Annotated in this window: 23 protein-coding genes; 7 read left to right on the top strand and 16 right to left on the bottom strand. The window is 63.2% G+C overall.

The window, feature by feature from the left end; translation table 11 throughout:
• Positions 1–16 precede the first annotated feature (16 nt).
• The 3 genes from H1204_RS19350 to H1204_RS19360 form a co-directional block, all read right to left on the bottom strand.
• Positions 17–679, bottom strand: a complete 663-nt coding sequence (locus H1204_RS19350; RefSeq protein ID WP_180732295.1) for an amino acid ABC transporter permease — start codon at positions 677–679, stop codon at positions 17–19.
• Between the two features lie 10 nt (positions 680–689).
• Complete coding sequence (locus H1204_RS19355) at positions 690–1,340, bottom strand: amino acid ABC transporter permease (RefSeq protein ID WP_054935155.1); 651 nt, start codon at positions 1,338–1,340, stop codon at positions 690–692.
• Positions 1,341–1,411: 71 nt separating this feature from the next.
• Positions 1,412–2,251 (bottom strand): transporter substrate-binding domain-containing protein, encoded by an 840-nt coding sequence (locus H1204_RS19360; protein WP_180732296.1) that lies wholly within the window; start codon positions 2,249–2,251, stop codon positions 1,412–1,414.
• 294 nt (positions 2,252–2,545) lie between these two features.
• Between H1204_RS19360 and H1204_RS19365 the strand changes: the two genes are divergently transcribed.
• Both H1204_RS19365 and H1204_RS19370 read left to right on the top strand, forming a co-directional pair.
• The gene (locus H1204_RS19365) at positions 2,546–3,529 is read left to right on the top strand and encodes an isopenicillin N synthase family oxygenase (RefSeq protein WP_180732297.1); all 984 of its coding nucleotides are present in this window, start codon (positions 2,546–2,548) and stop codon (positions 3,527–3,529) included.
• A gap of 8 nt (positions 3,530–3,537) precedes the next feature.
• On the top strand, positions 3,538–4,938 hold the full coding sequence (locus tag H1204_RS19370) for an FAD-binding oxidoreductase (protein WP_180732298.1): 1,401 nt from the start codon (positions 3,538–3,540) through the stop codon (positions 4,936–4,938).
• 65 nt (positions 4,939–5,003) lie between these two features.
• Here the strand turns inward: H1204_RS19370 and H1204_RS19375 are convergent, their stop codons facing one another.
• Together H1204_RS19375 and H1204_RS19380 are read right to left on the bottom strand one after the other, a co-directional pair.
• Positions 5,004–8,402 (bottom strand): alpha/beta fold hydrolase, encoded by a 3,399-nt coding sequence (locus H1204_RS19375; protein WP_180732299.1) that lies wholly within the window; start codon positions 8,400–8,402, stop codon positions 5,004–5,006.
• Between the two features lie 352 nt (positions 8,403–8,754).
• Positions 8,755–9,564, bottom strand: coding sequence for a hypothetical protein (locus H1204_RS19380; protein WP_180732300.1), 810 nt, complete (start codon positions 9,562–9,564; stop codon positions 8,755–8,757).
• Positions 9,565–10,015: 451 nt separating this feature from the next.
• On the opposite strand from H1204_RS19380, the gene H1204_RS19385 reads away from it, so the two are divergent.
• Complete coding sequence (locus H1204_RS19385; RefSeq protein WP_180732301.1) at positions 10,016–11,845, top strand: hybrid sensor histidine kinase/response regulator; 1,830 nt, start codon at positions 10,016–10,018, stop codon at positions 11,843–11,845.
• 342 nt (positions 11,846–12,187) lie between these two features.
• Positions 12,188–12,505, top strand: coding sequence for a hypothetical protein (locus H1204_RS19390; RefSeq protein WP_180732302.1), 318 nt, complete (start codon positions 12,188–12,190; stop codon positions 12,503–12,505).
• Positions 12,506–12,583: 78 nt separating this feature from the next.
• Here the strand turns inward: H1204_RS19390 and H1204_RS19395 are convergent, their stop codons facing one another.
• The 7 genes from H1204_RS19395 to H1204_RS19425 form a co-directional block, all read right to left on the bottom strand.
• Positions 12,584–13,342 (bottom strand): response regulator transcription factor, encoded by a 759-nt coding sequence (locus H1204_RS19395; protein ID WP_180732303.1) that lies wholly within the window; start codon positions 13,340–13,342, stop codon positions 12,584–12,586.
• 650 nt (positions 13,343–13,992) lie between these two features.
• A complete protein-coding gene (locus tag H1204_RS19400) occupies positions 13,993–14,160 on the bottom strand; it encodes a hypothetical protein (protein WP_180732304.1) in 168 nt (55 codons plus the stop codon).
• Positions 14,138–15,139 carry a cytochrome d ubiquinol oxidase subunit II gene (gene cydB / locus H1204_RS19405; protein ID WP_035996583.1) on the bottom strand — a complete coding sequence of 334 codons (1,002 nt, stop codon included), beginning with the start codon at positions 15,137–15,139 and terminating at the stop codon, positions 14,138–14,140. Before cydB ends, H1204_RS19400 begins: the two co-directional genes overlap by 23 nt.
• Positions 15,140–15,167: 28 nt before the next feature.
• Positions 15,168–16,565, bottom strand: a complete 1,398-nt coding sequence (locus H1204_RS19410) for a cytochrome ubiquinol oxidase subunit I (protein ID WP_180732305.1) — start codon at positions 16,563–16,565, stop codon at positions 15,168–15,170.
• Between the two features lie 558 nt (positions 16,566–17,123).
• Positions 17,124–17,312, bottom strand: a complete 189-nt coding sequence (locus tag H1204_RS19415) for a 4-oxalocrotonate tautomerase (RefSeq protein ID WP_180732306.1) — start codon at positions 17,310–17,312, stop codon at positions 17,124–17,126.
• Positions 17,313–17,335: 23 nt separating this feature from the next.
• Positions 17,336–18,115 (bottom strand): class II aldolase/adducin family protein, encoded by a 780-nt coding sequence (locus tag H1204_RS19420; protein WP_180732307.1) that lies wholly within the window; start codon positions 18,113–18,115, stop codon positions 17,336–17,338.
• 23 nt (positions 18,116–18,138) lie between these two features.
• Positions 18,139–19,098, bottom strand: a complete 960-nt coding sequence (locus H1204_RS19425) for an urea transporter (protein ID WP_180732308.1) — start codon at positions 19,096–19,098, stop codon at positions 18,139–18,141.
• Positions 19,099–19,346: 248 nt separating this feature from the next.
• Here H1204_RS19425 and H1204_RS19430 point away from each other — a divergent pair, with 248 nt between their 5' ends.
• Complete coding sequence (locus H1204_RS19430; protein WP_180732309.1) at positions 19,347–19,901, top strand: putative glycolipid-binding domain-containing protein; 555 nt, start codon at positions 19,347–19,349, stop codon at positions 19,899–19,901.
• Positions 19,902–19,943: 42 nt separating this feature from the next.
• Here the strand turns inward: H1204_RS19430 and H1204_RS51435 are convergent, their stop codons facing one another.
• Positions 19,944–20,177 carry a hypothetical protein gene (locus H1204_RS51435; RefSeq protein WP_243468725.1) on the bottom strand — a complete coding sequence of 78 codons (234 nt, stop codon included), beginning with the start codon at positions 20,175–20,177 and terminating at the stop codon, positions 19,944–19,946.
• 51 nt (positions 20,178–20,228) lie between these two features.
• Positions 20,229–20,795, bottom strand: coding sequence for a GNAT family N-acetyltransferase (locus H1204_RS19440; RefSeq protein WP_180732310.1), 567 nt, complete (start codon positions 20,793–20,795; stop codon positions 20,229–20,231).
• A 283-nt stretch (positions 20,796–21,078) separates the two neighbouring features.
• Between H1204_RS19440 and H1204_RS19445 the strand changes: the two genes are divergently transcribed.
• A complete protein-coding gene (locus H1204_RS19445; protein ID WP_180732311.1) occupies positions 21,079–22,182 on the top strand; it encodes an aromatic acid exporter family protein in 1,104 nt (367 codons plus the stop codon).
• Between the two features lie 132 nt (positions 22,183–22,314).
• A complete protein-coding gene (locus tag H1204_RS19450; protein WP_180732312.1) occupies positions 22,315–22,869 on the top strand; it encodes a thioesterase family protein in 555 nt (184 codons plus the stop codon).
• Between the two features lie 46 nt (positions 22,870–22,915).
• On the opposite strand, the gene H1204_RS19455 is transcribed toward H1204_RS19450, so the two are convergent.
• Positions 22,916–23,158, bottom strand: a complete 243-nt coding sequence (locus H1204_RS19455) for a hypothetical protein (RefSeq protein WP_243468726.1) — start codon at positions 23,156–23,158, stop codon at positions 22,916–22,918.
• A gap of 236 nt (positions 23,159–23,394) precedes the next feature.
• Positions 23,395–24,129: a CerR family C-terminal domain-containing protein gene (locus H1204_RS19460; RefSeq protein WP_180732313.1), complete on the bottom strand. Its 735-nt coding sequence runs from the start codon at positions 24,127–24,129 to the stop codon at positions 23,395–23,397.
• Positions 24,130–24,296: the final 167 nt, after the last annotated feature.

Raw genomic sequence — 24,296 nt, forward strand, 5'->3', positions numbered from 1 at the left:
GAACCTTGATTATCGATTACGCCATGAAGCGGGCAACGCGTGTTTCCGCCCACATGCCGGCGCGCGACGTGAGTTCCACGAGCGCGAGGTAGCACACGCACAGCACGAGCAAGGTCTCGACGAACGCGAAAGTCGCCGAGCCGATGCCCGTCAGCACGAACGTCAGTTCGGGTACGGTGACGATCGACAGCACGGCCGTTTCCTTGCTGAGCACGATGGTCAGGTTGGTCAGCGCGGGCACGATCAGCACGAGCATTTGCGGCACCTGGATGCGCAGCACCGCTTGCCAGCGTGTGAGGCCGAGACACGATGCGGCTTCGAGATGTCCGCGCGGTATCGATTGGAAACCGGAGCGGAACGCTTCCGCGAAATACGCGCTGCCGTACAGGCCGAGACCGAGCACGCCTGCCGTCAGCGGTTCGAGCGTCAAGCCGAACGACGGGCCGCCGTAGTAGAGCAAAAAGAGTTGCACGAGAAACGGCGTGCCGCGAAACAGCTCGATGTACGCCCGCAATACGCCGCGCACCCAGCGCCCGCAAAAAAGTTGCAGCACGGCGATCAGAAAGCCGATCAGCAGTCCGAGCGCGACGCCGACCATCCATGTGCCGAGCGTCGTCGCGAGGCCAGCGGCGATGGGTTGCAGATTGTGCGTGATGACGGTGGGATCGAATTGCTGCATCGTTCGGTCCTCAGGTATGTTGCAGTCGATGCTCGGCGGCGTGCGCGACCAGCGCAAGCGCACCGCAAATGACGAAGTAGATCAGCCCCGCCGCGACATACGCTTCAAGCGGCCGGTACGTGCTGGCCGCGATGTTCTGCGCGGTGCGCGTAATTTCGGCCACGCCGACTACGGAGATCAGCGACGACGCCTTGATCAGCAACACCATTTCGTTGACGAGCGAAGGCAGCGTCATCCGAAAGGCTTGCGGCACCTGAATGCGGCGCAGCATGTCGATGGGCGAAAGGCCGAGCATGCGCGCCGCTTCGATCTGACCGGGCGGAATGTTCAGAAAGCCGCCGCGCAGTATTTCCGCGATATACGACGCGGAACAGAGCGACACCGCGCTGATCGCGGCGACGATGGGCGACACGTTGATGCCGACGAAGGGCAGCAGGTAATAGACGAGCAGCAGTTGCACGAGCATCGGCACGCCGCGAAAGAAGAACACATACGCGCCACCGAAGCGTTGCGCAATGGCATTCGACGATAAGCGCGCCGAGCACACACCAATGCCGACGAAGAAGCCGATCACCAGCCCCGTCAGCGAAATGCCGATCGTCGCCAGCGCGGCTTGCAAAAGCAGCGGAAAACCTTGAGCGAAAACGTGGGCGCTGAACATGGCCTGTTGCCTGCAAAAAAGGACATGTAAGCGGCGCGCCCGAAAGCAGGTGCGCCGCGCGATTCAGGGCATCAGTAGTTGGGCGTGGGCATCGTGGTGGGCGCGTCCATGGCCACGCCGAACCATTTCTTCTGCAACGATGCGAGACGGCCGTCGTTGTGCATCTTGACCAATGCAGCGTTGAACGCGTCGGCAAGCGGCTTGCTGTCGGCATCCTTGCGCAGGCAGTATGCGAAGTACACTTTCGCGCCGAACGGCGGCGTGACGACGGCGAACGCTTCGGGGCGCTGTTTCGCGACGTAGGCGATGTTGGTCATCGAGTTGGCGACGGCAGCAATGCGGCCCGCTGCGAGATCCGCGTACGCCTGATTGTTGTCGACGTATTCGCGCACTTCGGGCTGCTTCGGCAGTGTCGCGATGTAGGCCTTCAACTGATCGAGCTGCGCGGAGCCTTTGCCCGCGCCGACAGTCTTGCCGGCGATATCCGATGATTGCTTGAGCGACGTGTCGTTGGCACGCTTGAGAAGCGCGTCGGTCGCGTCAGCGACGGGCAGCGTGTACGTATAGCGTTCCATGCGCGCCTTCGTCACCGTGAGCGGACCGCCCACCATGTCGAACTTGCCCGCTTCGAGACCGGGCAGCACGCTCGGCCAGGGCAGATCGATGAAGCGCACCTTCACGCCGAGTTCTTTGCCGACTTCGGCGAACAGGTCTTTATTGAAGCCAGCCTGCTGGCCGTTCTCGAGGAAGTCGAACGGCGCGAACTGCATCTCCGTGCCGACCACGAGTTCGCCCGCCTTCTTGACCTTCGCGAGTTGATCTTCCGCGTGCGCGCCGACGCTGGCTACGGACGCGGCGGCGCAGAACGCCACCATCGCGAGACGACACTTCCAGCCTGCAAAGATACCCATTGAGATTCTCCCGTTGGCAAAGTGTGTCGCGCTCGACGTGGCGGGGCGCGAATCATGCGAGGCAGTATATACCGCTGGTTTTGCGCGAAAAAAATAATCGCATGCTGTCAAACCCTAATGGCGCTGGCGTACCTTCTGCAGATGATTGAAGCCGGTTGCAACGCAACTTGCGATTGCGCTTTTGGCGGTATATACAACGTGAAACTCTCGCCGATCCGCATGCGGTGCGCGCGGCGATGTATCGAAGCCTGTATCGAATCATCAGTTCAATCTTCGTAATGAAGGAGTTTCGCAATGCAGCCAGCCACTCGCATTCCGATTGTCGATCTGGCCGGCGTGCGCGCCGGCGACCGCGATGCGCTCGCGCGCGCGGGCCGCGAGATACGCGATGCATGCACGACAATCGGCTTCTTCTACATCGTCAATCACGGCGTGCCGCAAGCAGTGATCGATCGTGCGGAACAGGCGGCGCGCGAGTTCTTTGCGTTTCCTGTCGAGACGAAACGGCGCGCGGCGGTGAATCATCGGCATCGTGGCTTCAATGCGCTGGGCGACGCGACGATGTATCAGGCAAAGCGCCCCGATTACAAGGAGTTCTATAGCATCGGTCTGGAGTTGCCCGAGAGCGATCCCGACGTGCTCGCGGGCCAGGCGCTTCGCGGGCCGAACAACTGGCCGGACTTCATGCCGGCGTTGCAGCCCGCGCTATACGGCTATTACGAGGAAGTCGGGGCGTGTGGCGCAGACCTGCTGCGCGCGGTGGCGACGGGCCTCGGCGTTTCAGAGGATTTCTTCGCGCCGCGCTACACGAAGCGGATGCAGCGCACGCAGATGGTCTACTATCCGCCGCAGCCGCCGCAATCCGATGATGAGCAGTTCGGCGTCGCGCCGCATACCGATTACGGCTGCATCACGCTGCTGTGGCAGGATCGCGTCGGCGGGCTGCAGGTGCGCGAGATCGCCAACGAAACATGGATCGAGGCGCCGCCCATCGAAGGCAGCTTCGTCGTGAATGTCGGCGATCTGCTGGCGCGCTGGACGAATGATCGCTTCCGCTCGACGCTGCATCGCGTGATCAACGCGTCGGGCCGCGAGCGCTATTCGATCGCGACGTTCTATGATCCGACCTATACGTCGAACGTTGATCCGCGCGATCTCGGCACGCCCGACGCCGACAGTAAATACGAACCCGTCGCTGCGGGCGATTATATTCTGGGCCGCATCAACAGTTCGATGGGGTATCGGAAGAAACTCGCCGCAGAGCAAGGTACGACATAAGGAACCGCATGACAGTGAACGAAGGGGCCGCGCTCGCATCGACTTTGGCCGCGTTGCGCGAAGCGTTGGGCGGCGACGCGGTGCGCGTGGGCGATGAAATCGGCGAACGCTCGATGACGGACTGGACGCGACACGAACCCACGCGTCCCGCCGCTTTGCTATTGCCGCGCACGACGGAACAGGTCGCACGCGCGCTGTTGATCTGCAACGACGCTCGCCAGAGCGTGGTGCCGCAGGGCGGCATGACGGGCCTTGCAGGTGGCTCCATTCCGCGCGCGACGGATATTGCGTTGTCGCTGGACCGTCTTGCAGGCGTCGAGGAAATCGACAGCGCAGCGGCGACCCTCACCGTGCGCGCCGGTACGACCTTGCAGGCCGCGCAGGAAGCGGCGGCGCAAGCGGGCTTCGAACTCGCGCTCGATCTCGGCGCGCGCGGCTCGTGTCAGATCGGCGGCAATCTCGCAACGAATGCGGGCGGCAATCGCGTGATTCAATCGGGCACTGCGCGCGATCAGGTGCTCGGTCTCGAAGTCGTGCTGGCGAACGGTGCGGTATTGAGTTCGCTGAACAAGATGGTGAAGAACAACACCGGCTACGACCTGAAGCACTGGTTCATCGGCTCGGAAGGGACGCTAGGCGTGATCACGCGCGCGGTGCTGAAGTTGCAGCCGCAGCGCGCGTCGCGTCATACGGCGCTCGTTGCGCTGAGTGATTACGAGCAGGCCGTCAGTCTGCTGCGCCGGCTCTCGACGCGCTTCGGCAACGACATCGGCGCATTCGAGATCATGTGGCCGGACTTCTTCGACTTCGGCGTGAAGCTGACGGGCACGCGCTCGCCATTTGCCGAAACGCATCCTTTATACGCATTGATCGAGCATGCGAGCTTCGATGCCGATGACGACGGCTCGCGTTTTTCGGGCGTGCTGATGGAGGCGCTTGACGAAGCCGCGATTCGCGATGCCGTGATCGCGCAGTCGGTTGCCGATACGCGCGCGTTGTGGGCGATCCGTGAATGCACGGCGGAATTTCCCGTCAAGCTCGATCCAATCAATTTTGACGTGAGTTTGCCGATCGGCGAGATCGGCGCATTCGTCGATCGTTGCCGCGCGGCGATCGACCGCGCCTGGCCGGGCAACGAGTCGTATTTCTTCGGCCATATCGGCGATTCGAATCTGCATGTGACCGTCGACGGTCATTCCGTGCCGGGCGTCGATCATCATGACGTGTATGCGCTCGTCTATGACATGCTTGCGCCGCTGCGTGGGTCGGTGTCGGCGGAGCATGGTATTGGCTCGCTCAAGCGTGAGTTCCTGCCCGTGTCGCGCTCGGACGAAGAACTCGCCGTGATGAAGTCGATCAAGCATGCGCTCGATCCGAACGGGATTTTGAATCCGGGTAAGTTGTTCTAGCGTTTTTGTGCCTACGACGGCTCGTCATGAATGCGGCAGCATCCATGACGAACCGTCATCTGCGCTCAATGCGCATCCAGATACCTGACAATCGTCGGGAACACATCGAGCGCTGCGCGCTTGCCGAACACGCAATCGATATGTCCATATCCGTCGATTACATGTCGTTCATAGTTCTCCGGCCCGAACTTTTCTACTAGAAGATCGTAGGTCATCTCCGTGCTGGTCGGCAGATAGCAGAGATTCTTCGAGCCGTGAATGAACGCGATGGGCAGCTTCATGCCTGCGATATTCGGCATATACACGTCGTCTCCATTCGCATCGACCACGTGCCCCGCGCGCACCATCGCCGCAAGCTGGTTGAACAGCTCGACGTCGTGGATACCGAATAGCTCCTGCAGGTTCGCGTGCAATTGCTCGTCGAGTTGCTCGTGCTCGTAGAGCAGGCCATACAGGAACGTCGCGCGATGGCACACGGGGCTGTTGCACGTTTCGTCGCGCTCGACGGGGAAGAACTTCAGCGCATCGTCGAGCAGGTTGTTCGGCCATTTCTCGTGCTGCGTATACGCGGTCATATCCTTGATGCCGAGATGCTGAAGAATCTGCGGCGTATGCAGTCCCGCCTTGACCCGCTGCAACAGTCCCGGCACGGGATGCGCCGACACCTGCGACATCACTGCGGAGCGCACGCCCTTGAGTCCCGACATCAGCGACATGCTCAAGGCCAGCCCGCCCAGACAATGGCCGATGACCTGAATCCCGTCGACGCCCGTCAGCTCGCGCACCTTCGCGACAGCGGCGGGAATGTCGTAGCGTGCGATCTCATCGGCGGTGGTGCGTTCGGTCGCGCTCGGCAGTTCGATGCTCACGCGCAGATCGACAAGCCAGACGTCGTAATGCGCAGCGCACAGAAACTCGACGAGGTTCGTGCCGATCAGGTCCGTCGAAAAGATGCGGCTCGATACGCCTGAGCCGTGAATCAGCAGCAGCGGTCCCTTGTTGCCGCCGTGATAGCGAGCGAGCCGCAGCGTCTTGCCGTCCTCGGTGTTGAAGTAGGTGATTTGCGGCGCGGGCGCACGCAACGCGCGGCGCACGCGCGGTGGCGCGTCGGGATCGAAATATTGCAAGGGCGCCGCGACGCCGCCATATTCCGTGTACAGCACGCCCGCGAAAAAGCGGCCGAATTTCAGCGTATACGCAAGGCGTGTTTCGATATCGGGCGTGTTCGTCACTTCGATCGTGCGCTGCTGTTTGAGGAAATTCTCCGGCGTGATGATGAGCGTCGCGTGACCGATCACGGGCGCGTCGTCGGCATCGGATTCGCGGATCTTCGCGTAGAGCGTGTTCGTCTGCGTCCACAGTTCCGCCAGCGACGTGTGCGTGATGATCTTCTGACCAGTCAGATAGAAATGCTTCCCGTCGACGGTGTCCAGCGTCATCCGGTAGTTCATGTTGCGCCGTTCGACGTTCGCTTCGTCAACGACGAACAGGTTGAAGATGCCGTCGTTGACCGTCATCGGTTGGGGGGACAAGGCGGTGCAAGTCAGCGTGCCGATCATGTGTGCCTGATGCTGCGGGTTCGCGAGCATGTCGTCGAGATCGTCGGAGACGACGGTCACGGTGAAGCTGATGGGCGTGCCTTCCGCTGGATCGTCCCGTTGGCCCGCCGGCTTCGCATCGCCAACAAAATACGAGCCGATCATCGTCTCGGTGAAGCGCAGGCCGATTTTCAGCGCGGGCGGCGGGGCGGTGTTGCCCGCCGCGTTGTAGTCGATCTGCCAGCCGCGTGACTGCGCAAGCTGCGCGCAATTTCGCTCGGCCAGCGCGGAGATAGTCAGCAACGGGTTGACGCCGAGCGAGAGCGGCATCACCGCGCCGTCCATCACATAGAGCCCCTCGTGTACCGCGTTGCCGTCCGTGCCGGAAAACACGCGGCCCGCCTGATCGACGACGCCATGCGCGGCATCCTCCGCCATCCCGCAGCCACCCAACGGATGCACGGTGACGGTGCGGTTCTGGAACAGATCGGCGGAAATCGGGTTGCGCACATACGAGCCGCCCAGCGCGCACGTCGCTTCGATCAATGTCTTTTCGACGGTTTCGTAGATCGGCTGCTTGCCCGCGTTCGGCCAGCTTACGCGAGGGCGGCCGCTTTCGACCGTGATCTGGCCGCTTTCGTCGTCGTGCGCCATCACCAGGTAGGTCTGCGTGTTGCGCATCGCGCCGTGATACGGGCCGCGCAGAATGCTCTCGGCGATGCGCGCTTCGTCCGCGAGCGGCGCATCGCCTGCCGGGTCCGGCATTTCGACGCCTTCGGCAGGCGCCGCGAGGCCGAGTACGCCCATCAGGCCGAGGCCGATCGGCGCGGCAACCGATCCTTCCTCGATCACGAAGCCGTCCTTTACATCGGGCGTGTTGCGATGGTCAATGATGCCCGTGATGCACGGGCCGACAGGCGGAATGTCGCCCGCCGGATGCGTGCCCCAGCCGACGCCGTTGATCACCTTGTCGGTGTTGAACGCGAACGCGAGCACGTCGCCGTTGCCCGTGAAGTGCTGGCCAAGTTGCTTCGACACAGGCAAGCCCGCTTCCTGCGAGCGCAGCAGGATCGCCGTCGAGCCGAGCGTGCCGGCGGAAAGGATCACGATGTCGGCCGTCACGAACAGTTCGGGCGCGTCGTACAGCTCGCGCTTCAGGTCGGCGGGTTGATAGCGCACGCACCAGACGCCGCGCTCGTCGTCGCGCACCACCGAATGCACGGCCGCGCCCGTGAAAATCTGCGCGCCATGCGCGGCGGCGTCGGGCAGATAGTTCATATGCGTCGAGTTCTTCGCGCCGTGGTTGCAGCCCGAATTGCAGTCGCCGCAGCCGACGCAGCGGTTCTGGTCGACGCCCGCCGCGTTCTTGCCTTCCTTGAACGTCACCGTGATGGGCGGGCGGTAGAAACGGTCGCTCATGCCGAGCCGTTTCGCTGACAACTCGAGCGCATCGAGTTTCGGCAGGTTGGGGTAGTCGTCGGGGACGGGCGTCGCGCCGAGCATCGTTTTGGCGCGTTCGTAGCAAACGTCGAGATTTGCCTGGTCTGCACGCAAGGCGGCGGGCCAGCGCGGATCGTCCCACAGTCGCGCGTCGGGCTTGAGCGCGACGTTCGCGTTGATCAGCGACGTGCCGCCGAGTCCACAGCCGACCACCACGTTGACATCGGGATTCACGTGCACTTCGAGCAGCGCGAGGGGCGAGCCGATCTGCGCGACGCCCGTGTTGTACTGCATTTGCGCGACACCTTCGAGCGGCGTGGCGGGAAAGTCGCCCGCCATGAACTCGCGGCCGCGTTCGAGCAGGCACACGCTGCGTTTCGCGCGAGCCATGCGGCTCGCGGCAATCGCGCCGCCATAGCCGGAACCCACGACCACGACCTCGTAATGGTCCTTCATCGCCGAAAGGGCGCTGGACAAGCGGTTCATTCGACCACCTCTTTGTATTGGATGTGTGCCGGGCGGGGGAAACCTGGCGATATAGACGGCTGGCTGGCGCTCACAGCCTCTTTATCCTGGACTTCGCGCAGCGAAATGCAAAGGGAAAACGCGCGTTTAGCCGTGTGATTCAAAAATTGCTGTGATTGCAGGCGTGGAGTACTTTCGTGCGGACAGGTGCCATCAGGCAGCGGTCGCGCGAACTGCACGTAGGATGAAGCGTAGAGACGGGCTCGTTCTGGTTGGCGACGCGTAATAAGCGAGCCGGATTGTCAAATTCGAATCGAAGGCCGCGATTGTTAAACGTTAAGCGAGTTAAGGTTCAAACGGCGCGCTCAGTTGTTCACGCCGCCGCTTCGATCAGCTCTTCGTCGGGCGTGGTGGCGGCTTCCGTCGCTTCCGCTGCGAGCAGGTTGAACACGACGAGGATCGCCTCGCGGTTTTCAGCGTGAATTTCAATGCCGAGTTCGTCGCGCAGCCATTGGCCGATCTTCGTGTTGGAAAACTGCGCGGCGTCGTCCGTCTTCTTCATCGTGACACCGAGCTTGACGGCACGATAGTGATAGGAGGGCACCCGATGCTGCGCGGCTACCGCCGACAGACCGCCTTTCGCTTCCGAGCACCAGCCGAGGCTGCCCGCGAGCACGATGCGCTCGGGCGCATCGAGCGACGCGATGAACTCGCGCGCGGCCTGGCGCACGCCGCGTTCGCTCAGGCCGTACTGCAGCAGCACGCTTTCGATGGGATCTTCGAGCGCCTGCGCGCGCAGGTCGATCTCCTGCATCATGCCTTCGTGTTCCATCGACACGTTGCGCTGATGGCTCGCGCTCCTCAGGCAGTCGATCAGATAGCGGCGGAAGTAAGCGCAGATCGCGTAGCTGTTGGACGGCGCGCTTTCCGGCGTGGCCTTCGACTCGACATGGCCGGGCGCGAGACGCAGCACCTTCGTATAGATGAACTGATGCACGAGCTCTTCCTTGTCTTCGCCGAGCGCGTGCAATTCGAGCGGGTGGTAGGTGCGCAATGCGCGCTTCACGAGGTCGTACATCGACATCATTTCGTCGTCCGTGAGCTGCGTGCGGCGGCGCCACAGGTCGGGAAGAACGGCTTCGTCGAGAGTGCGTGCAAAAACCTGGCTCGGAACTGCGCCCATGAAGGCCTCCATCGGTAAGGGGCAAGGAGCGCGGTGGCGGCGGGGGATGCCGCCAGTAGAGCCTCGACAAACAGGCATGAAACAGGTCGTGAAGCTGAACCTTCAGAGGCTGTCGGCCGCGCTTGAATGTTGAATCGTTGAAACCAGTATGCTTTTTGCACGCGGCGCCGCCTATATGGATTAAGTGATAGCTGAAGGGTAAACCGCCGGTAAGACGGGTAAACTATCTTTAGACTGTGCCGGGTGCTCTTTATAGGACGCGTGAGGCGCGGGTTTTATTCCCAATCTGGTGCAATCGGCGGCGGCTTGACAGAAAACGAAACGACCAGGAAATCTCATACCGCACGGGAGCGATCGCTAAAAGCACGCGTTCCCGCCGACCGCAAAATCAATTGAATGGACGGGAGCGACGCGCCCAGGCGCCAGCTCCTGCCGACAAGGAGACCGCACGATGCGGGCCGATCCCATCCAGCGCGCGATCGACGAAGACCTCGTGCGCGTGCTGTACGCGCAGGACCCGATTGCTTTCTTCACGCACTGGTTCTCGATTGCGGTGCTGGTGGCGATCTACTGGAATAACATCCCGCATCCGCATCTTTTCGCGGCCTGCTTCATCTTCTATGGCTTCGCCAACTGCGCGAGCCTCGCGCTGTGGATGTGCAACCGGCGCTGGCCCGAGTCCGTCTCGCCGCGCGCGTGGATCAACCTGCATGCCGCGCGCGGCGCGCTGCTCTACAGCGCGCCTGGCCTCGCGATCTGGTTCGCGTTCCAGAGCCCGCACACGGATCTCCCCATCCTGCACACGGTGATGCTCGTTACGCTGGCGGCGGGCGTGTTCATGTCGAACGGTTTCGACGTCGCCAACTTCGCGACGGCGATCCCGTTCCTGCTGCTGCCCGCAATCGTGCTGCACTTCAGCACGCACGCGTTCGACCGGACGATTCTCGCGATCGTCCTCGCGTTCTTCTTCTGCGCGATCAACGTTTATGCGCTCAGCTACCGCAAGCTGTTCCAGCGCGTCGTGCAGGCGCGCGTTGACCAGCAGGCGCTCGCCGAATCGCTCGCTGCGCAAAAGCTCGTTGCCGAGGAAGCGAGCCTCGCGAAGACGCGCTTCTTCGCCGCCGCGAGTCACGATCTGCGTCAGCCGCTGCATGCGATCGGGCTGCTCGCGGCGTCGCTGAACGACACGTCGGCGACGCCCGTGCAGCACGCGAAGACGGCCAGTAACATCGCCAACAATGTCGAGGCGCTGAACCAGCTGTTCAACCAGGTGCTCGATCTGGCGCGGCTCGAAAGCGGCGTCACGCAGGTCATCAAGCTGCATTTCCGGCTGTCCGAACTGTTCGATCGCGTCGGCAACCAGTATTGGCCGCAGGCGGCCGCGAAGGGGCTCGCGCTGCGCATCGCGCCGACGGACGCCGTGATCCACGACGACCCCGTGCTGCTGGAGCGGATCCTGAGCAACCTGCTGTCGAACGCGGTGCGCTATACGGAAAGCGGCGCGATCTGGATGGGCTTCCGGCGCGCGGGGCGGAGCGAGGGTGGCTATATCGAGGTGCGCGACTCGGGCATCGGCATTCCGCGGGCAGAGCAAGGGCGCATCTTCGAAGAGTTCTATCAGGTCGCCAATCCGCAGCGCGACGCACGGCAAGGGCATGGGCTCGGGCTGCCGACCGTCAAGCGGCTCGTCGAGATGCTGGGCGGGCAGTTGCAATTGCGCTCGGTGCCGGGGCGCGGCTCGGTGTTCCGGTTTCCTGTGCAGGCGGGCGATCCGGCGCGGATCGTCGCCGGGCTGAACGATTCCGTCGCGAGCGGAGGGGCGGCGCTCGGGCGCCACGTGCTGTGCATCGACGACGAGCCGGCGATCCTCGAAGGCATACAGAGCCTGCTGGGCCGCTGGGGCTGCGTCGTGCGCGGCGTGCCTGACGAGCGTCTCGCGCTGCTGGCCATCGACGAAGGCTTCATGCCCGATGCCGTGCTCTGCGACTATCAGCTGGCGAACCACCGCACGGGCGCGCAGGCGCTCGGCGCCGTGCGCGACGCGCTCCGACGGCGCGGCCGAGAGCGCGTGGTGACGCTGCTGATCACGGGCGATATGGCGTCGGTGGAACTGGAGGCGCTGGCGATGCAAGGCATCCCCGTGCTGCACAAGCCCGTGACGCCCGCGCGGCTGCGCCGTACGCTGGAGATGCTGTGGCAGCAGCCGGGCGCGATTGCAGACAGGCCGGGTAATCGCGCGGAATCTGTGACTTCTGAACAGCCGTTGACGACCCGCGGCTGATTCACTCCGGCGCCGACATGCCGGGCTTTTCTGCCTGGGTTCCCGTTAGCATCAATGGCTCGCGTCATGACGCGAGCCACCTCGCGACCATCGACGATCTATTTCCTACTGGCGCCGCCGCCGTATAGCGTCGTTACGCTTCCGCTTACCACCTGCGCCACCTTGTCCCCGCCTGTTCGTCAGCCTTTTTGAGAAGTGTCTGATCGACCGAAGCCATGCCTGGCTGCTGAAATAAGCCGTTTCGCGATAACAGCGGCTCCCAGGCCGCCGTGAACGTTTTCCGGCAACCTTCGCGTCCGGCCTATCGGCCCGGCGCGGCTTTCGATTCAATGAGGTGTAGAAGTGAATGGACATCCATCCGACAAGCTCGTCGCAGGCGTGCTGGCGGGCGCGCTGCTGACAACCGTTTTCGTGGTCGGCATGTTGTATCTCGGCATTCCCGCCGAGCACCACGCGAACATGGCAATGCGCCTGGGCGCGCCCGTCGCGCTGTCGTGCGCGTTGCTGTTTCCCCTGCCGCTGCTGCATCGCACGGTCATGCGCGAGCGCCGCAGCGAGTTCCTCCTCGACGAGGACCTCAACGCGATGCTGTTAGGCCGCGCGATCGGCGTGATCGGCGGCGTTGCGCTAGGCGTCACGCTGGCGACGGAAATGCTCTGACGGGCATCGATCAAGTGCGGCTGCAAAGGCCGCGTCCTGCCGAAGGCGACGTTCTGTCGCCTTCTTTTTTATCCCCATTCAAAGCGTCTTTCCCGCTTCGAGCCAGCCGTTGATGACGGCAATGGCGGTCGCGCGGTTGTGCACGCCGAGCGCACGGAAGATCACCGAAAGATGGACCTTGATCGTGCCTTCGGCGACGCCGAGATCGCGCGCGATCATCTTGTTGGTCCAGCCGCGATGCACGAGCCGCATGATTTCCTGCTGACGCGGCGACAGGTTCTCCAGCAGATGCTGCTGATGCGGCTGCAGCGCCTCGATGCGAACGGGCGCGGCTTCTGGCGGCGCGGCCGTCGTCTGCCCGGCGATGGCGGTTGCGCTCGCTGTCATAGCGGCCTCCGCCGTGGCAGTCGCGGTTGCTGTGTCCGCGCTGCGCGAGCCGAGCAGGCTGAGCGCTTCCATCGGTACATACGCGCCGCCCGACAGCACCAGCTCGATCGCCTTGAGCATCACGCTGGCCGGCTGGCGCTTCGGCACGAAGCCGAGCGCGCCCGCCGCGAGCACGGCGCGCATCTCATCCGGCGATTCTTCCGCCGACAGCACGACCACAGGCAGCGCCGGATTGGCTTTCAGCAGGGCGTGCAATGAAGAAGCGCCCGTCATGCCGGGCATGTGAAGGTCGACGATGGCGAGATCGTGGTTGGCGTCGGGCCTTGCGGCCGCGGCCAGTGTTTCCCAGGTGTCGGCTTCGTCGAATACGGCGTCGGGATCGAGTCCGCGTAGCAGACCCTTGACGCCCTGGCGGATCAGTTCATGATCGTCGGCAACAAGAAACTTCATGATGTCTCCGCTGTGGACCAGAGTTGGCGCTTTGGCGCCTTCCTCTCGTCCCATGCAGGCGCTCGGCCCTGCCGGTGTTGTGCCCATGTTGTCGGTCGGGACGAGGGCGGAGCGCGCGCTCCCCGTTGCGCACGCTCCGTCCACAAGGCAGCGACGCACCCGGGCGTGAACGCCCGCTGCGCATCGCAACCCGCTGCACTCCCTGCGGCCCGACCAGCGGTGGGCCGTCCATGCAGCAACAGCTTGTTTTGCTTCCCAAGCCGCGATCATATGCCGGATCGCCGGATGGGTCATGCTTGTCGCCCGGTTTCGCGGGCCTTCCGGCCAGCGCGCGTCCGCGCTTCATTGTTCGCGCCGGCCGTCATGAATGCAACGGCGTCGGCGCGGTTCAATCAGATGCTTTGGTCTCGCTCGCGCAGCCGCTGCGGCCTCACCGGAAAGTCCGGCGCGGTCGTCGCGGTTTGGGCGCGTGTGGTTTTCCCTGGTTTGTACGGCACTGCATCGGAGGCCAGGAGGATGGTGCTCTCGCGGCCTGCTACGTAGACGAGCTTCGCGGAAGGATTTTGAAGGCAAGCGGGCGGCCTGGATGGGTCGCCCGGCCGGTTATGCGTGGCGGATGCGCTCACGCATGGTTGGCTGTCGTCGACTGCTCACGTAATCGCAAACAGCGTCGCGTTCATCAGGGCCTTGAACGCATAGCCGACGATCATCGCGCCGCCCACGCCGCCGCACCACAGCAGGACGAACCAGAGCCAGCCGGGCAGCCGTACCTGGCGCGAGCGCGAGCGGGCGGGCTTAGTGGTAATGGGCGTCGCCATGGCGCACCTTGCCGCGGAAAACCCAGTAGCCCATCGTCGTGTAGCCGATGATGATGGGGATGATGATGGCCGCGCCGACCAGCGTGAACATCTGGCTCGAACGCGGAGCGGCCGCTTCCCAGAGCGTGAGGCTCGACGGAATCGCGTAGGGCCACAGGCTCACGAGCAACCCGACGTAGCCGAGCAGCACGAGACCGAGCGCCATCATGAATGGCGTGTTGTGATGCCGGTCGCGCACCGCGCGGCGCATGAAGAACGTGCAGATCGCGACGAGGAACGGCACGGGCAGCAGGCGCCAGAAGATGCCGGCGTCGAACCAGCGCTGCGCAATCTCGGGTTCCTGCAGCGGCGTCCACAGACTGACGACGACGATGAAGCCGAGCAGCACGATCGTCAGCGGCCACACGACGCGATGCAGGCGCCGTTGCAGATCGCCTTCCGTCTTCGCGACGAGCCAGCAGCAGCCGAGCAGCGCATACGTGACGACGAGGCCGAGACCCGTCAGCAGCGAGAACGGCGTGAGCCAGCCGAATGCGTCACCCGCGAAGCTGCCGTCGACGACGGGGATGCCCTGCAAAAACGCGCCGAGCGCAATGCCCTGAAAGAATGCCGCGCCCGTCGATCCGCCGATGAACGCCAGATCCCAAAGATGCTTCGTGCGATTCGCCTTCGCGCGGATTTCGAACGACACACCGCGGAAAATCAGGCACACGAGCATGAAGACGAGCGGCAGATACAGCGCGGAAAGCACCGTCGAATAGACGATGGGAAACGCCGCGAACAGGCCAGCGCCGCCGAGCACGAGCCATGTCTCGTTGCCGTCCCAGACGGGCGCGACGGTGTTCATCATCAGGTCGCGTTCCTTTTCGTCGGGGAAGAACGGAAACACGATGCCGATGCCCAGATCGAAACCGTCCAGCACGACGTATATGAATAGGCCCAGTGCGATGATCGCGGCCCAGACTATGGTCACATCCATTTTTCTCTCGCGGGTATCGTAGGTTGGATCAGGCGTCGATCATCCGATCGACGGCAGATAGCGGGCGGCGCCCGGGCGTGTCGGGGATGTCATCCGGTGTGTGGCCGGGCAACGCGGGGCCCGAGCGCATCAGCTTGAACATGTAGTAGATGCCCGTGCCGAACACGAGGAAGTAGATGACGACGAACGCCATCAACGAAATGCCGACCTGCTGCGCGGAGAGTGGCGACACGGCTTCGACCGTGCGCTTGACGCCATACACGACCCACGGCTGACGGCCGACTTCCGTCGTCACCCAGCCGGCGAGCAGCGACAGAAAGCCCGTCGGTCCCATCGCGATTGCGATGCGGTGGAACCACTTCGCGTCGTACAGCTTGCCGCGCCGGCGCAGCGCCCAGGCGGCGATTGCGAAGCCGATCATCGCGACGCCGAGGCCCGCCATCACGCGGAAGCTCCAGAACACGACGGTCGAATTCGGGCGGTCCTCTTTCGGAAAGCTCTTCAGCCCGCGGATTTCGCCGTCCCAGCTATGCGTGAGGATCAGGCTGCCGAGGTGGGGAATCGACACGGCGTACTTCGTGGTTTCCGCCTGCATGTCGGGGATGCCGAACAGGTTCAGCGCCGTGCCGCCTTTCTCGGTGTCCCACAGACCTTCGATCGCCGCGATCTTCGCGGGCTGGTGTTCGCGCGTGTTCAGCCCGTGCGCGTCGCCGACGAAGGCCTGGACGGGCGCGAGGACCAGCAGCATCCATAGCGCCATCGAGAACATCTTTTTGACCGCGTTGTCGCGCCGTCCCTTGAGGAGGTGCCAGGCACCGACAGCCGCGACGACGAGCGCCGTGACGATGAAGGCGGCGATCGCCATGTGCGCGAGGCGGTAGGGGAACGACGGATTGAAGATGATCTTGAACCAGTCGACGGGGACGACGTGGTTATCGACGATATCGAAGCCTTGTGGCGTCTGCATCCAGCTGTTGGACGCGAGAATCCAGAACGTCGAGATCAGCGTGCCGATGGCGACCATCAGCGTCGCGCCGAAGTGCGCGCGCGGGCTGACGCGTTGCCAGCCGAACAGCATGATGCCGAGGAAGCCTGCTTCGAGGAAGAACGCGGTCATCACCTCGTACATCAGCAGCGGGCCGGTGACGGGGCCGGCGAACGACGAGAAGCCCGACCAGTTCGTACCGAACTCGTAGCTCATGACGACGCCGGAGACGACGCCCATGCCGAAGGCCACGGCGAAGATCTTCGACCAGAACAGACAAAGATCTTTGTAGTAGGCCTTACCGGTTTTGAGCCAGCGCCATTCGAGGACGGCGATGAAGCTGGCGAGCCCGATGCTGAGGGCAGGAAAGATGATGTGAAACGAGACCGTGAACGCGAACTGCATGCGTGCGAGGTCGAAGGCGGAGATTGCGGTGGTCATGTGTCCGAATCCGGGTTCGTGCAGATGACCGCAAGCGTAGGGGAATGTTTGTGGTTTTGCTGCGGCGCTTTGTGTGGCGATTTGGCGCAGATTCGCGCTTCTGTGGGCGCGCTTTTTTGCTGTAAGCAGTTGATCTGGATCAGGATTTGGATTTGCTGGGTTGCGCGGCGGGCGCATGCGATTGTGAGGGAAGTGCGGCAATCGACCGCGTCGCAGCACGCGTTTTGCTGATGTTTTGTCGATGTTGCGCGACGCGGTTGTGTGGTGGGATGTCGCAGTGGGTTTGGGTTTTTTGTCTGCGACGCTGGGTGGGGCGGTTTGTTTTGCGCGGGCGGTTTGGGTGTTCTAGCCTTTGCGGTGGCATCCGGTTTGGTTTTTTGGGCCTTTGCGCTGGCATCCGCGTTGTGTCTTCGTGCTTCACGCGTCGCCCCGCACAGGGGCGACGCGTGAAGCACGCTAACAAAACGCGGATGCCAGCGCAAAGGCTAGAACACCCAAACCAAACCGCCCGCGCAAAACAAACCGCCCCACCCAACGTCGCAGACAAACAAAAAAACCTCACCCAACATCAGACCAAAGCTTCCCCCCCGTAGCCCAGTTCTCCCGTTTGACATCAACAAGCACAATATCAACAGAATTCGGCTCGACATTCAGCGACTCGCACGTCGCCTTCGTAATAGCCTCAACGAACTGGCGCTTCTGCTCAACAGTACGACCTTCAAAAAGCTCGATATGAAAAGTAGGCATGTCTCGTATCCCTTAGAAAAAACTCAACCCTTATACGACGCATCGATGCGATCAAGCTTGCGCAACAACGCCGGCCATTCGATCGCACCTTCAACAGCGCCCCCATCGTAAAGCTGTTCAGCCGTGCGTTCAGCCACGGCCTCCGATGGCAACACCAGCGCGCCACTGCCCGCCTGCGCAAGCAATTGAATCTCGCAAGCCTTGATGAGCGTCGCCATCAGCACATACGCTTCCGCAACCGTGCGGCCCGTCGTCAGCGTTCCGTGATTACGCAATAGCATCGCCGGCTTGTCGGCGAGATCGGTAACGAGGCGCTCGCCCTCCGCTGGCGTGAACGCAAGACCCTCGTAATCGTGATACGCAAGATACCCATGAAAGCGCAGCGCATGCTGCGAACCCGGCAAAAGCCCATCCTTTTGCAACGACACGGCAATGCCCGCCGTATTGTGCAGATGCATCACGCAAAACGCGTCGTCGCGCGCCGCGTGAACAGCCGCGTGCAACGCAAAACCCGTCGCGTTCACCGGGTGCTCGCTCGCCCCGACGATGTTTCCCGCGATATCGATCTTCACCAGATTCGACGCGCACACTTCATCGAACGAGAGGCCGAATGGATTGATCAGAAAATGACCGGGCTCGTCGGGCACGCTCGCGGAAATATGCGTGTAGACGAGATCGTCCCAGCCGTTGAGCGCCGCAAGCCGGTACGCGGCCGCGAGATCGACGCGCGTGCGCTGCTCCGCCTCCGACATGAGCTTCGACTGCGCAATGCGGCCCGCAGGCGTATGAGCGAACGACGACATGACGTCTCCTGTTGCTGGCCGCCTCAGCCTTCGGGCGAAACGGCACGGGTTGTTTTCTCTCGATGCCCTGGACCCGCCGATCTCTCAATCGCGGAATCAGGCGCGCGATTCGGGCTGCCAGTGCTCGTGCGGCGAGTATCGCGCATCAGCAAGCGCATCGTCCACGTCGCGACGACGAACGGCGCTGTCATCGCCGGCAGGCCCGACACAATGGCAGTCTGCTGCATTGCGACGGACACACTCACGCCAGCGAACGCCGCCAGTGCACCGCAATCGGCCAGCGCAAGCGCGGTGAGCGCACCGTTGAATCCTAACAGGCCCGCGCCGAGCGATGCACAATCCGCGCCGATCAGCCAATGCGCCGAGGTCGCGAGCGCAGCGCCCGCGAGCGCGAACAGCGCGGAGCGCATCGACGACAGCGCGATGCCACCAAGTATCAACACGCCCGCCAGCGCGCTGCACGCAAAGGATGTCTGCGCAATACCCGTCAGCAAGCCGCGCATCGGATCGAGCCACGAAACCGCGTCGCTCGCGGCAACGCGCGCCGGCGCCAGATGAACAAAGGGCAGCCACGCCCACGTCGCAACCAGGCAAGGACTCGAATAATAGCCAAGGCCGCGCGAGCGCAATAACCGCGCCCACGGTCCGAGCAGCCATGCAGCCGCCGTCGCCGCGAGTATCGCAACGGCCATCGCGGTGGCGTCGTCGGCGATGAAGGTGAACGCGGCAAGTCCCGCGAGCGCGCCGTTGAAGCCGTGCAGTCCGTCGCGCGTATCGGCGGGATCGTAGCCGCGCAACACGGCGCCGACGTTCGCCGCGATCGCGCCCGTCAGCGCGGCGCATGCGAGGCGCGCATCGCTGACGAGCCACGCCGCCAGCACGCACGCGCCCGTCGCCGCGTTCCCTTGCAGGACGATCTGGCCGAAGCTGCGCAGCAGCGTGCGCAATGCATCGAATGGTTCTTCATGGAGCGCGGCGGACATGGGGTAATACCGTTTCAACTGACGTGACGAGGACGTGACAAAGCCGCGCGAGGCGGAACTCACGCGGCGCTTTCGATTCGAAGCAGACGAAACACGAGCATAGGGCACGCGAGGCGCGAGTGGCATGCGCGTGCGTTGATAGCGGCTATTTGAGCAAGGCGGTCGGGCGATTCACCCGTCCGCGTGGCGCGTTACGATGTCATCCATGGGCGCGTCATTCCCGGCGATCTCACACAGGAGACAGATTCATGCGTGAAGTGCGATGGACCCCGGAAGAGGGCGAAGGCGTCGAGCATCTCGCATTCGACGCGCGCGTCGACGGCTTTTACGCCGAAAGCGTGCTGGTCGGCGAGCGCGATGACCGCCCATACGGCCTCATGTACCGTGTGAAATGCGATCCGCAATGGCGCACGCTGCATGCCTGGCTGAAGGTGACGGGCGGCCCCGAACTCGAACTGCACGGTGACGGCGAAGGCAACTGGCGCGATGGACATGGGCTCGTATTGCCGTCGTTGGCAGGCTGCATCGATATCGACATCGCCGCTACGCCGTTTACCAACACGCTGCCGATCCGTCGTCTGCAACTGGCCAAGGGCGCGCGCGAGCCGATCGCCGTCGTGTTCATTTCTACACCTGACTTACAGGTTTCACGCGTCGAGCAGGCGTACACGTGCGTCGAGCCGGACAGCGAGTATCGCTACGAAGGCATCGACACAGGCTTCGCGGCGGAGCTGAAAGTCGACGAGGACGGACTCGTCATCGACTATCCGACGATGTTCACGCGCACGTTGCCGGCAGTCTGATGCGATGCTTCACGCTCGCCAATGAACGCGTCGCGGCCCGGATCACGCAGCACGACGGCCTGCATCGATTTCATCGCGTGAATGCGCGCCGACCGATGTTTCAAGCTCGAGTGAGAGCGCCGGCCCGACATAGCGGTCGCGCAGCGGCACGATGAAATGTACGGGCGCGTGCGCGCGGATGCAGTCATGCAGAAACTTCACGACACTCCACAAGCCGCGCAGGTTGTGGCCGCGTTTGTGATCGCGAATCAGCAGGTGCAAGTGGTAGTCGAACACGATCAGCCAGAAGAACTGCGCTGATTCTGGCGCGGCGCAGTGCGCGCTGCTTTAGTCGCTGGCGGTTTCGGCGTCGGCGGGCAGTGCGTCGCTGCCTTGTCCGAGCGCCCGCTGCATCACCGTCGAGTCGAGCCATCGGCCATGCTTGAAGCCGACCGCCTTCAACGTGCCGACCAGTTCGAAGCCGGCGTTCCGATGCAGCGACAGCGACCCTCCGAGTCCGCCGTCGGCGATGACGGCGATCATCTGGCGCCACGGGCCCTGTTCGCACCGCACGATGAGTTCGGCAAGCAGCGCGCGCCCGACGCCGCGGCCACGGCACGCATCGTCGATATAGATCGAGTCTTCGATCGTAAAGCGATACGCGATTCGCGGACGATAGAGCGTCGCATACGCGTATCCCGCGATCTTGCCGTCGACAATCGCCACGATATACGGCAGGCCATGCGAAAGCACGGCGGCGCGGCGCTGCCGCAAATCGTCGACGGATGGCGGCGTCTCTTCGAACGAAGCGACGCCTGTCAGCACGTGGTGCGCGTAGATGGCCTGGATGGAGTGGAAGTCGGCGTCGGTGGCGTCGCGGATGACGGGCGCGGCGGCCGGGGATGTCTCGCTCATTGTGTCGGGCTTGCTGCGTCGAGGCTGGAAAGCTCTCACTATGCCTGTGGCGCGCAAGGAAATGAAGCGGGTCAAAAATGGCGGCGGTGTGCGCCTGGGGCGCTGATGATGGTGAGCTGATCCAGGAGGGTGAGCTGATCCAGGACGGTGAGCCGATCCAGGAGGGTGAGCCGATCCAGGAGCAACGGCGGTCGCGCGTCTGCGCTCATCCCGGCGCCGGTACAATCCCAACCAGCCAGGCCGATGCCACATACAGAGTGCCTTCCCGCTTGCAGGAGCAACCATGTCGACCGCTTCGTACGCCCACAAGCCGCTGACGCCGTTTCGCCGTGCGCTCGCGCGCTTCTCGCTTTCGGAAAACGCCAAGTACGTGAAGCTCGCGCTCGGGTTATGGATCGGCTTCTGGATTCCCTATAGCCTCGGTTATCCCGATGCGGCCGTCGCGCTCGCCAGTTCGACGATGCTCACGCTCGCGCTAGGCAGTTCGATCTCCGCCGCGCGCGGCTACTTCTATCGGCGCGTGATGTCGAACGTCGTCGCGATGCCGATCGCCACGCTCGTGATCTGGCTCACGGCGCCGCATCTGTTGCTCGGCACGCTGCTGCTGCCGCTCGTGATCTTCGCGATCGTGCGACTGAGGCCGTCGCTGTTCCAGATGACGAGCGTTACGATTCCGATGACGCTCGTGCTCTACACGGGCGAACATCTTCCGCTGCTCGAACAGCGCCTGATCGGCGTCGTGCTGGGCATGCTGCTCGGCTTCATCATCCAGCAGGTCGCCTTTCCGCCCGATCACGGCTTCTGGGCGAACCGCCTCGTCAACGACGGCAACGAACAGGCGTTGCAAGCGCTCGGCCAGATCGCGTCGGGCCAGCGCGATTCGGCGCAACTGAAAACGATCATCGGCCAGCTGCGCAAGTCGAGCACCGACCTGAAGGAATCGCACGGTCTGCTCAAGCTCGATCTGCAGCAGGCGTGGGTGTCGCCGCATCTGCAGCGCAATCGTGACCGGCTGCCGCTTTTCTGGTGTTATCACGAACTGTTCGACTCGCTCGTCAATTTTCTGGAGACAGTCGATACGTTTCACGAGCAGTTCACCGCGCTCGATTCCCACTGGCACGAAGCATTTCTGGCCGGGCTCGCCAGGCTGATCGACGCGCATGGGAAGCTCGCGCTGGTGGCCGATCTGCGTGTCGAGCGCGCGGCGCTCGAAGAGAAGCCCTTGCAGATGGATGCATTGCACGACATCGTCGATACCTTGCCCGCGCCCGGCGTGTTCACGAGCGTCTATCTGGGCCATCTGGCGGGTTACGGCATTCTGCTATGCCGGCTGAGCGACATGCATACGCAGCATCTGGCGGCCGTGCAGCCATCGACAGCGGCATGAGGCGCGTCGCAAACGGCGCATCGACGAAGCGGCATGTGAAGAAGCCCTCTATAACACGGGCCGCGCACGTACCGCACTGTCGATTAACATGCGTGCTTTTGCAACGTTAGCCTCGCTGCTGCGCGCTTTCTCATGAACCTGCTGTTACGCCTGTTCCTCACTTTCACGCTGAGTCCGCGTCGCGGGCGTCTGCATGTGCTCGATACCTGCGTCACGCCGTTTCGCGTGTGGCTCAATGATCTCGACGTACTGCGCCATATGACCAACGGCCGCTACTTCACGATCCTCGATCTGGCGCGCGTCGACCTGATGATCCGCTCGCGCGTATGGCCGCAGATCAAAAAGCAGGGCTGGTATCCCGTCGTTACGCTGGAGACGATGCGCTTTCATCGCTCACTGGAGCTATGGGATCGCTATGACGTGGTGACGCGCGTGATCGGCTGGGACGAGCGGCATGTGTTCCTCGAGCAGGCGTTTATCCGCGATGGCGCGCAGGTTGCGCTGGGCGTCGTGCGCACGCGCTTTCTGAAGCGCAGCGGTGGCACCGTGCCGACGGGCGAACTGCTCGGGCTCGCGGGTGTCACCCAGGCGTCGCCCGCATTGCCCGAATGGGTCGTGCAGTGGAGCGCGGCGGAAGGCGGGATGACGCCGCCCGCCGCACCGCGCGAGATGGCCGCGCAGGCTTGAACGGCACGCGACGCGCTCGCTGCGCTGCGCGTCGCGCTGGCCAAAGTCAGGCACGCGCCGTTGCATGCGGCACGACGACCGCGCCGTGCGGTCCATCGCCTCCCGGTCCACCGGGTCCGCCGCCGCCGGGCCCACCACCGTGGCCCGGGCCGCCACCGCCCCAGCCGGGCCCCGGTCCCCACCAGCATCCGGACAACGTGGCGGTCAGTGCGGCCAGGATGGCCAGAATCGCGAGCTTGCGCATCGATTGCTCCTTCAATGAGTTGTGCGTGTCGCTGCACCGCTGCAAGCATGCGCGGCGCAGTGCGAAGCCGCACCTTACCCATCCTGGGTCAATCGCGTTTAACAGCCTCGTTACAGAATCAACAGAAGTTTGCGAGCCGCGGCGTGCCCGACGTGCAGTGAAAGGTCGCGTGAAGGCCCGCCACGCATGGCGTTCCGCATCTCCGATGCGCGGCGGCGCCCGTCACGCTCTGTCTGACTTTGTAAGGAGCGTTAAGGCATTCGCAGGCGAGTCAGGTCGCCTTACTTCTTCTTGCGCCGCTTGCGGTTCGCCTCGCGCCATTCGATCATCGCGCGCAGCAGCACGACGCTCTGTTCATCGATGATCGTGCAGAGCTGCTTCAGCCGCTCACCGTCGATCGATTTCCACTGCAACGCCGCCAATGCCGTGCAGCGCGTCAGATGAAAGGACACGAGCTGTCCGTTGATCGCCAGCAGCCGGATCACCGTTTCGGGATCGTCGGCAGGTCTTCCCAGCAGGCGCCCGACGATTTCCGAGCTCACGCTCAGAAGCGGCTTGCGCATGCGTTCGTTCAGGCGTTCTGCGGCGAACGCCGGGCCGAGTCCCGCCTGCTCGCGCGCCATGAACAGGCGCCAGGTGGCGGGCGTCTCCGTCGTGAACAGATAACTGGCGACGCGCGCCTGGATCGAGCGAAACGCGTCGATCAGTGCGTCGTCGGAAGGGTTCGCGTCGAGCACGTTCTGCGCGGCAGCGACGGCATCCGCGAAGTAGTCCGCCACGTTCGCCATGATGTATTCGACGCAGGCCTGATAGACGCCTTCCTTGTTGTCGAAGTAATACACGAGCGCGGGCGCGTTGACGCCCGCATGCTCGGCGATGTCGCGCGTGGAAGCGCCTTCGAAGCCGCGTTCGCCGAACAGGCTCAGCGCTGATTCGATGATCTTCGCGCGGGTCTCTTCGCCGCGCTGGTAGCCGCCTTCGGCTGCGGGGCGGTGTCTCGGTGTGCGTGTCGTCACGTTGCTCTAGCTTTGCATGGGACCGGCCAAGGCGCCAAAGCGCCAGTACCGATCGACAAAAAAATATACGATGAGCGCAAAGGTAAAAGGTAAGGATCGTAAAAACAATATTGTTGACTAAATTGTATCAACTGGAATAATTATAACGATTGGTATAAATTATCTGA

Source organism: Paraburkholderia sp. PGU19 (assembly GCF_013426915.1).
Lineage (GTDB): Bacteria > Pseudomonadota > Gammaproteobacteria > Burkholderiales > Burkholderiaceae > Paraburkholderia.

Coding starts and splice junctions, on each gene's coding strand:
- H1204_RS19350 (WP_180732295.1), bottom strand. CDS start 679: ATGCAGCAATTCGATCCCACCGTCATCACGCACAATCTGCAACCCATC.
- H1204_RS19355 (WP_054935155.1), bottom strand. CDS start 1,340: ATGTTCAGCGCCCACGTTTTCGCTCAAGGTTTTCCGCTGCTTTTGCAA.
- H1204_RS19360 (WP_180732296.1), bottom strand. CDS start 2,251: ATGGGTATCTTTGCAGGCTGGAAGTGTCGTCTCGCGATGGTGGCGTTC.
- H1204_RS19365 (WP_180732297.1), top strand. CDS start 2,546: ATGCAGCCAGCCACTCGCATTCCGATTGTCGATCTGGCCGGCGTGCGC.
- H1204_RS19370 (WP_180732298.1), top strand. CDS start 3,538: ATGACAGTGAACGAAGGGGCCGCGCTCGCATCGACTTTGGCCGCGTTG.
- H1204_RS19375 (WP_180732299.1), bottom strand. CDS start 8,402: ATGAACCGCTTGTCCAGCGCCCTTTCGGCGATGAAGGACCATTACGAG.
- H1204_RS19380 (WP_180732300.1), bottom strand. CDS start 9,564: ATGGGCGCAGTTCCGAGCCAGGTTTTTGCACGCACTCTCGACGAAGCC.
- H1204_RS19385 (WP_180732301.1), top strand. CDS start 10,016: ATGCGGGCCGATCCCATCCAGCGCGCGATCGACGAAGACCTCGTGCGC.
- H1204_RS19395 (WP_180732303.1), bottom strand. CDS start 13,342: ATGAAGTTTCTTGTTGCCGACGATCATGAACTGATCCGCCAGGGCGTC.
- H1204_RS19400 (WP_180732304.1), bottom strand. CDS start 14,160: ATGGCGACGCCCATTACCACTAAGCCCGCCCGCTCGCGCTCGCGCCAG.
- cydB (WP_035996583.1), bottom strand. CDS start 15,139: ATGGATGTGACCATAGTCTGGGCCGCGATCATCGCACTGGGCCTATTC.
- H1204_RS19410 (WP_180732305.1), bottom strand. CDS start 16,565: ATGACCACCGCAATCTCCGCCTTCGACCTCGCACGCATGCAGTTCGCG.
- H1204_RS19415 (WP_180732306.1), bottom strand. CDS start 17,312: ATGCCTACTTTTCATATCGAGCTTTTTGAAGGTCGTACTGTTGAGCAG.
- H1204_RS19420 (WP_180732307.1), bottom strand. CDS start 18,115: ATGTCGTCGTTCGCTCATACGCCTGCGGGCCGCATTGCGCAGTCGAAG.
- H1204_RS19425 (WP_180732308.1), bottom strand. CDS start 19,098: ATGTCCGCCGCGCTCCATGAAGAACCATTCGATGCATTGCGCACGCTG.
- H1204_RS19430 (WP_180732309.1), top strand. CDS start 19,347: ATGCGTGAAGTGCGATGGACCCCGGAAGAGGGCGAAGGCGTCGAGCAT.
- H1204_RS19440 (WP_180732310.1), bottom strand. CDS start 20,795: ATGAGCGAGACATCCCCGGCCGCCGCGCCCGTCATCCGCGACGCCACC.
- H1204_RS19445 (WP_180732311.1), top strand. CDS start 21,079: ATGTCGACCGCTTCGTACGCCCACAAGCCGCTGACGCCGTTTCGCCGT.
- H1204_RS19450 (WP_180732312.1), top strand. CDS start 22,315: ATGAACCTGCTGTTACGCCTGTTCCTCACTTTCACGCTGAGTCCGCGT.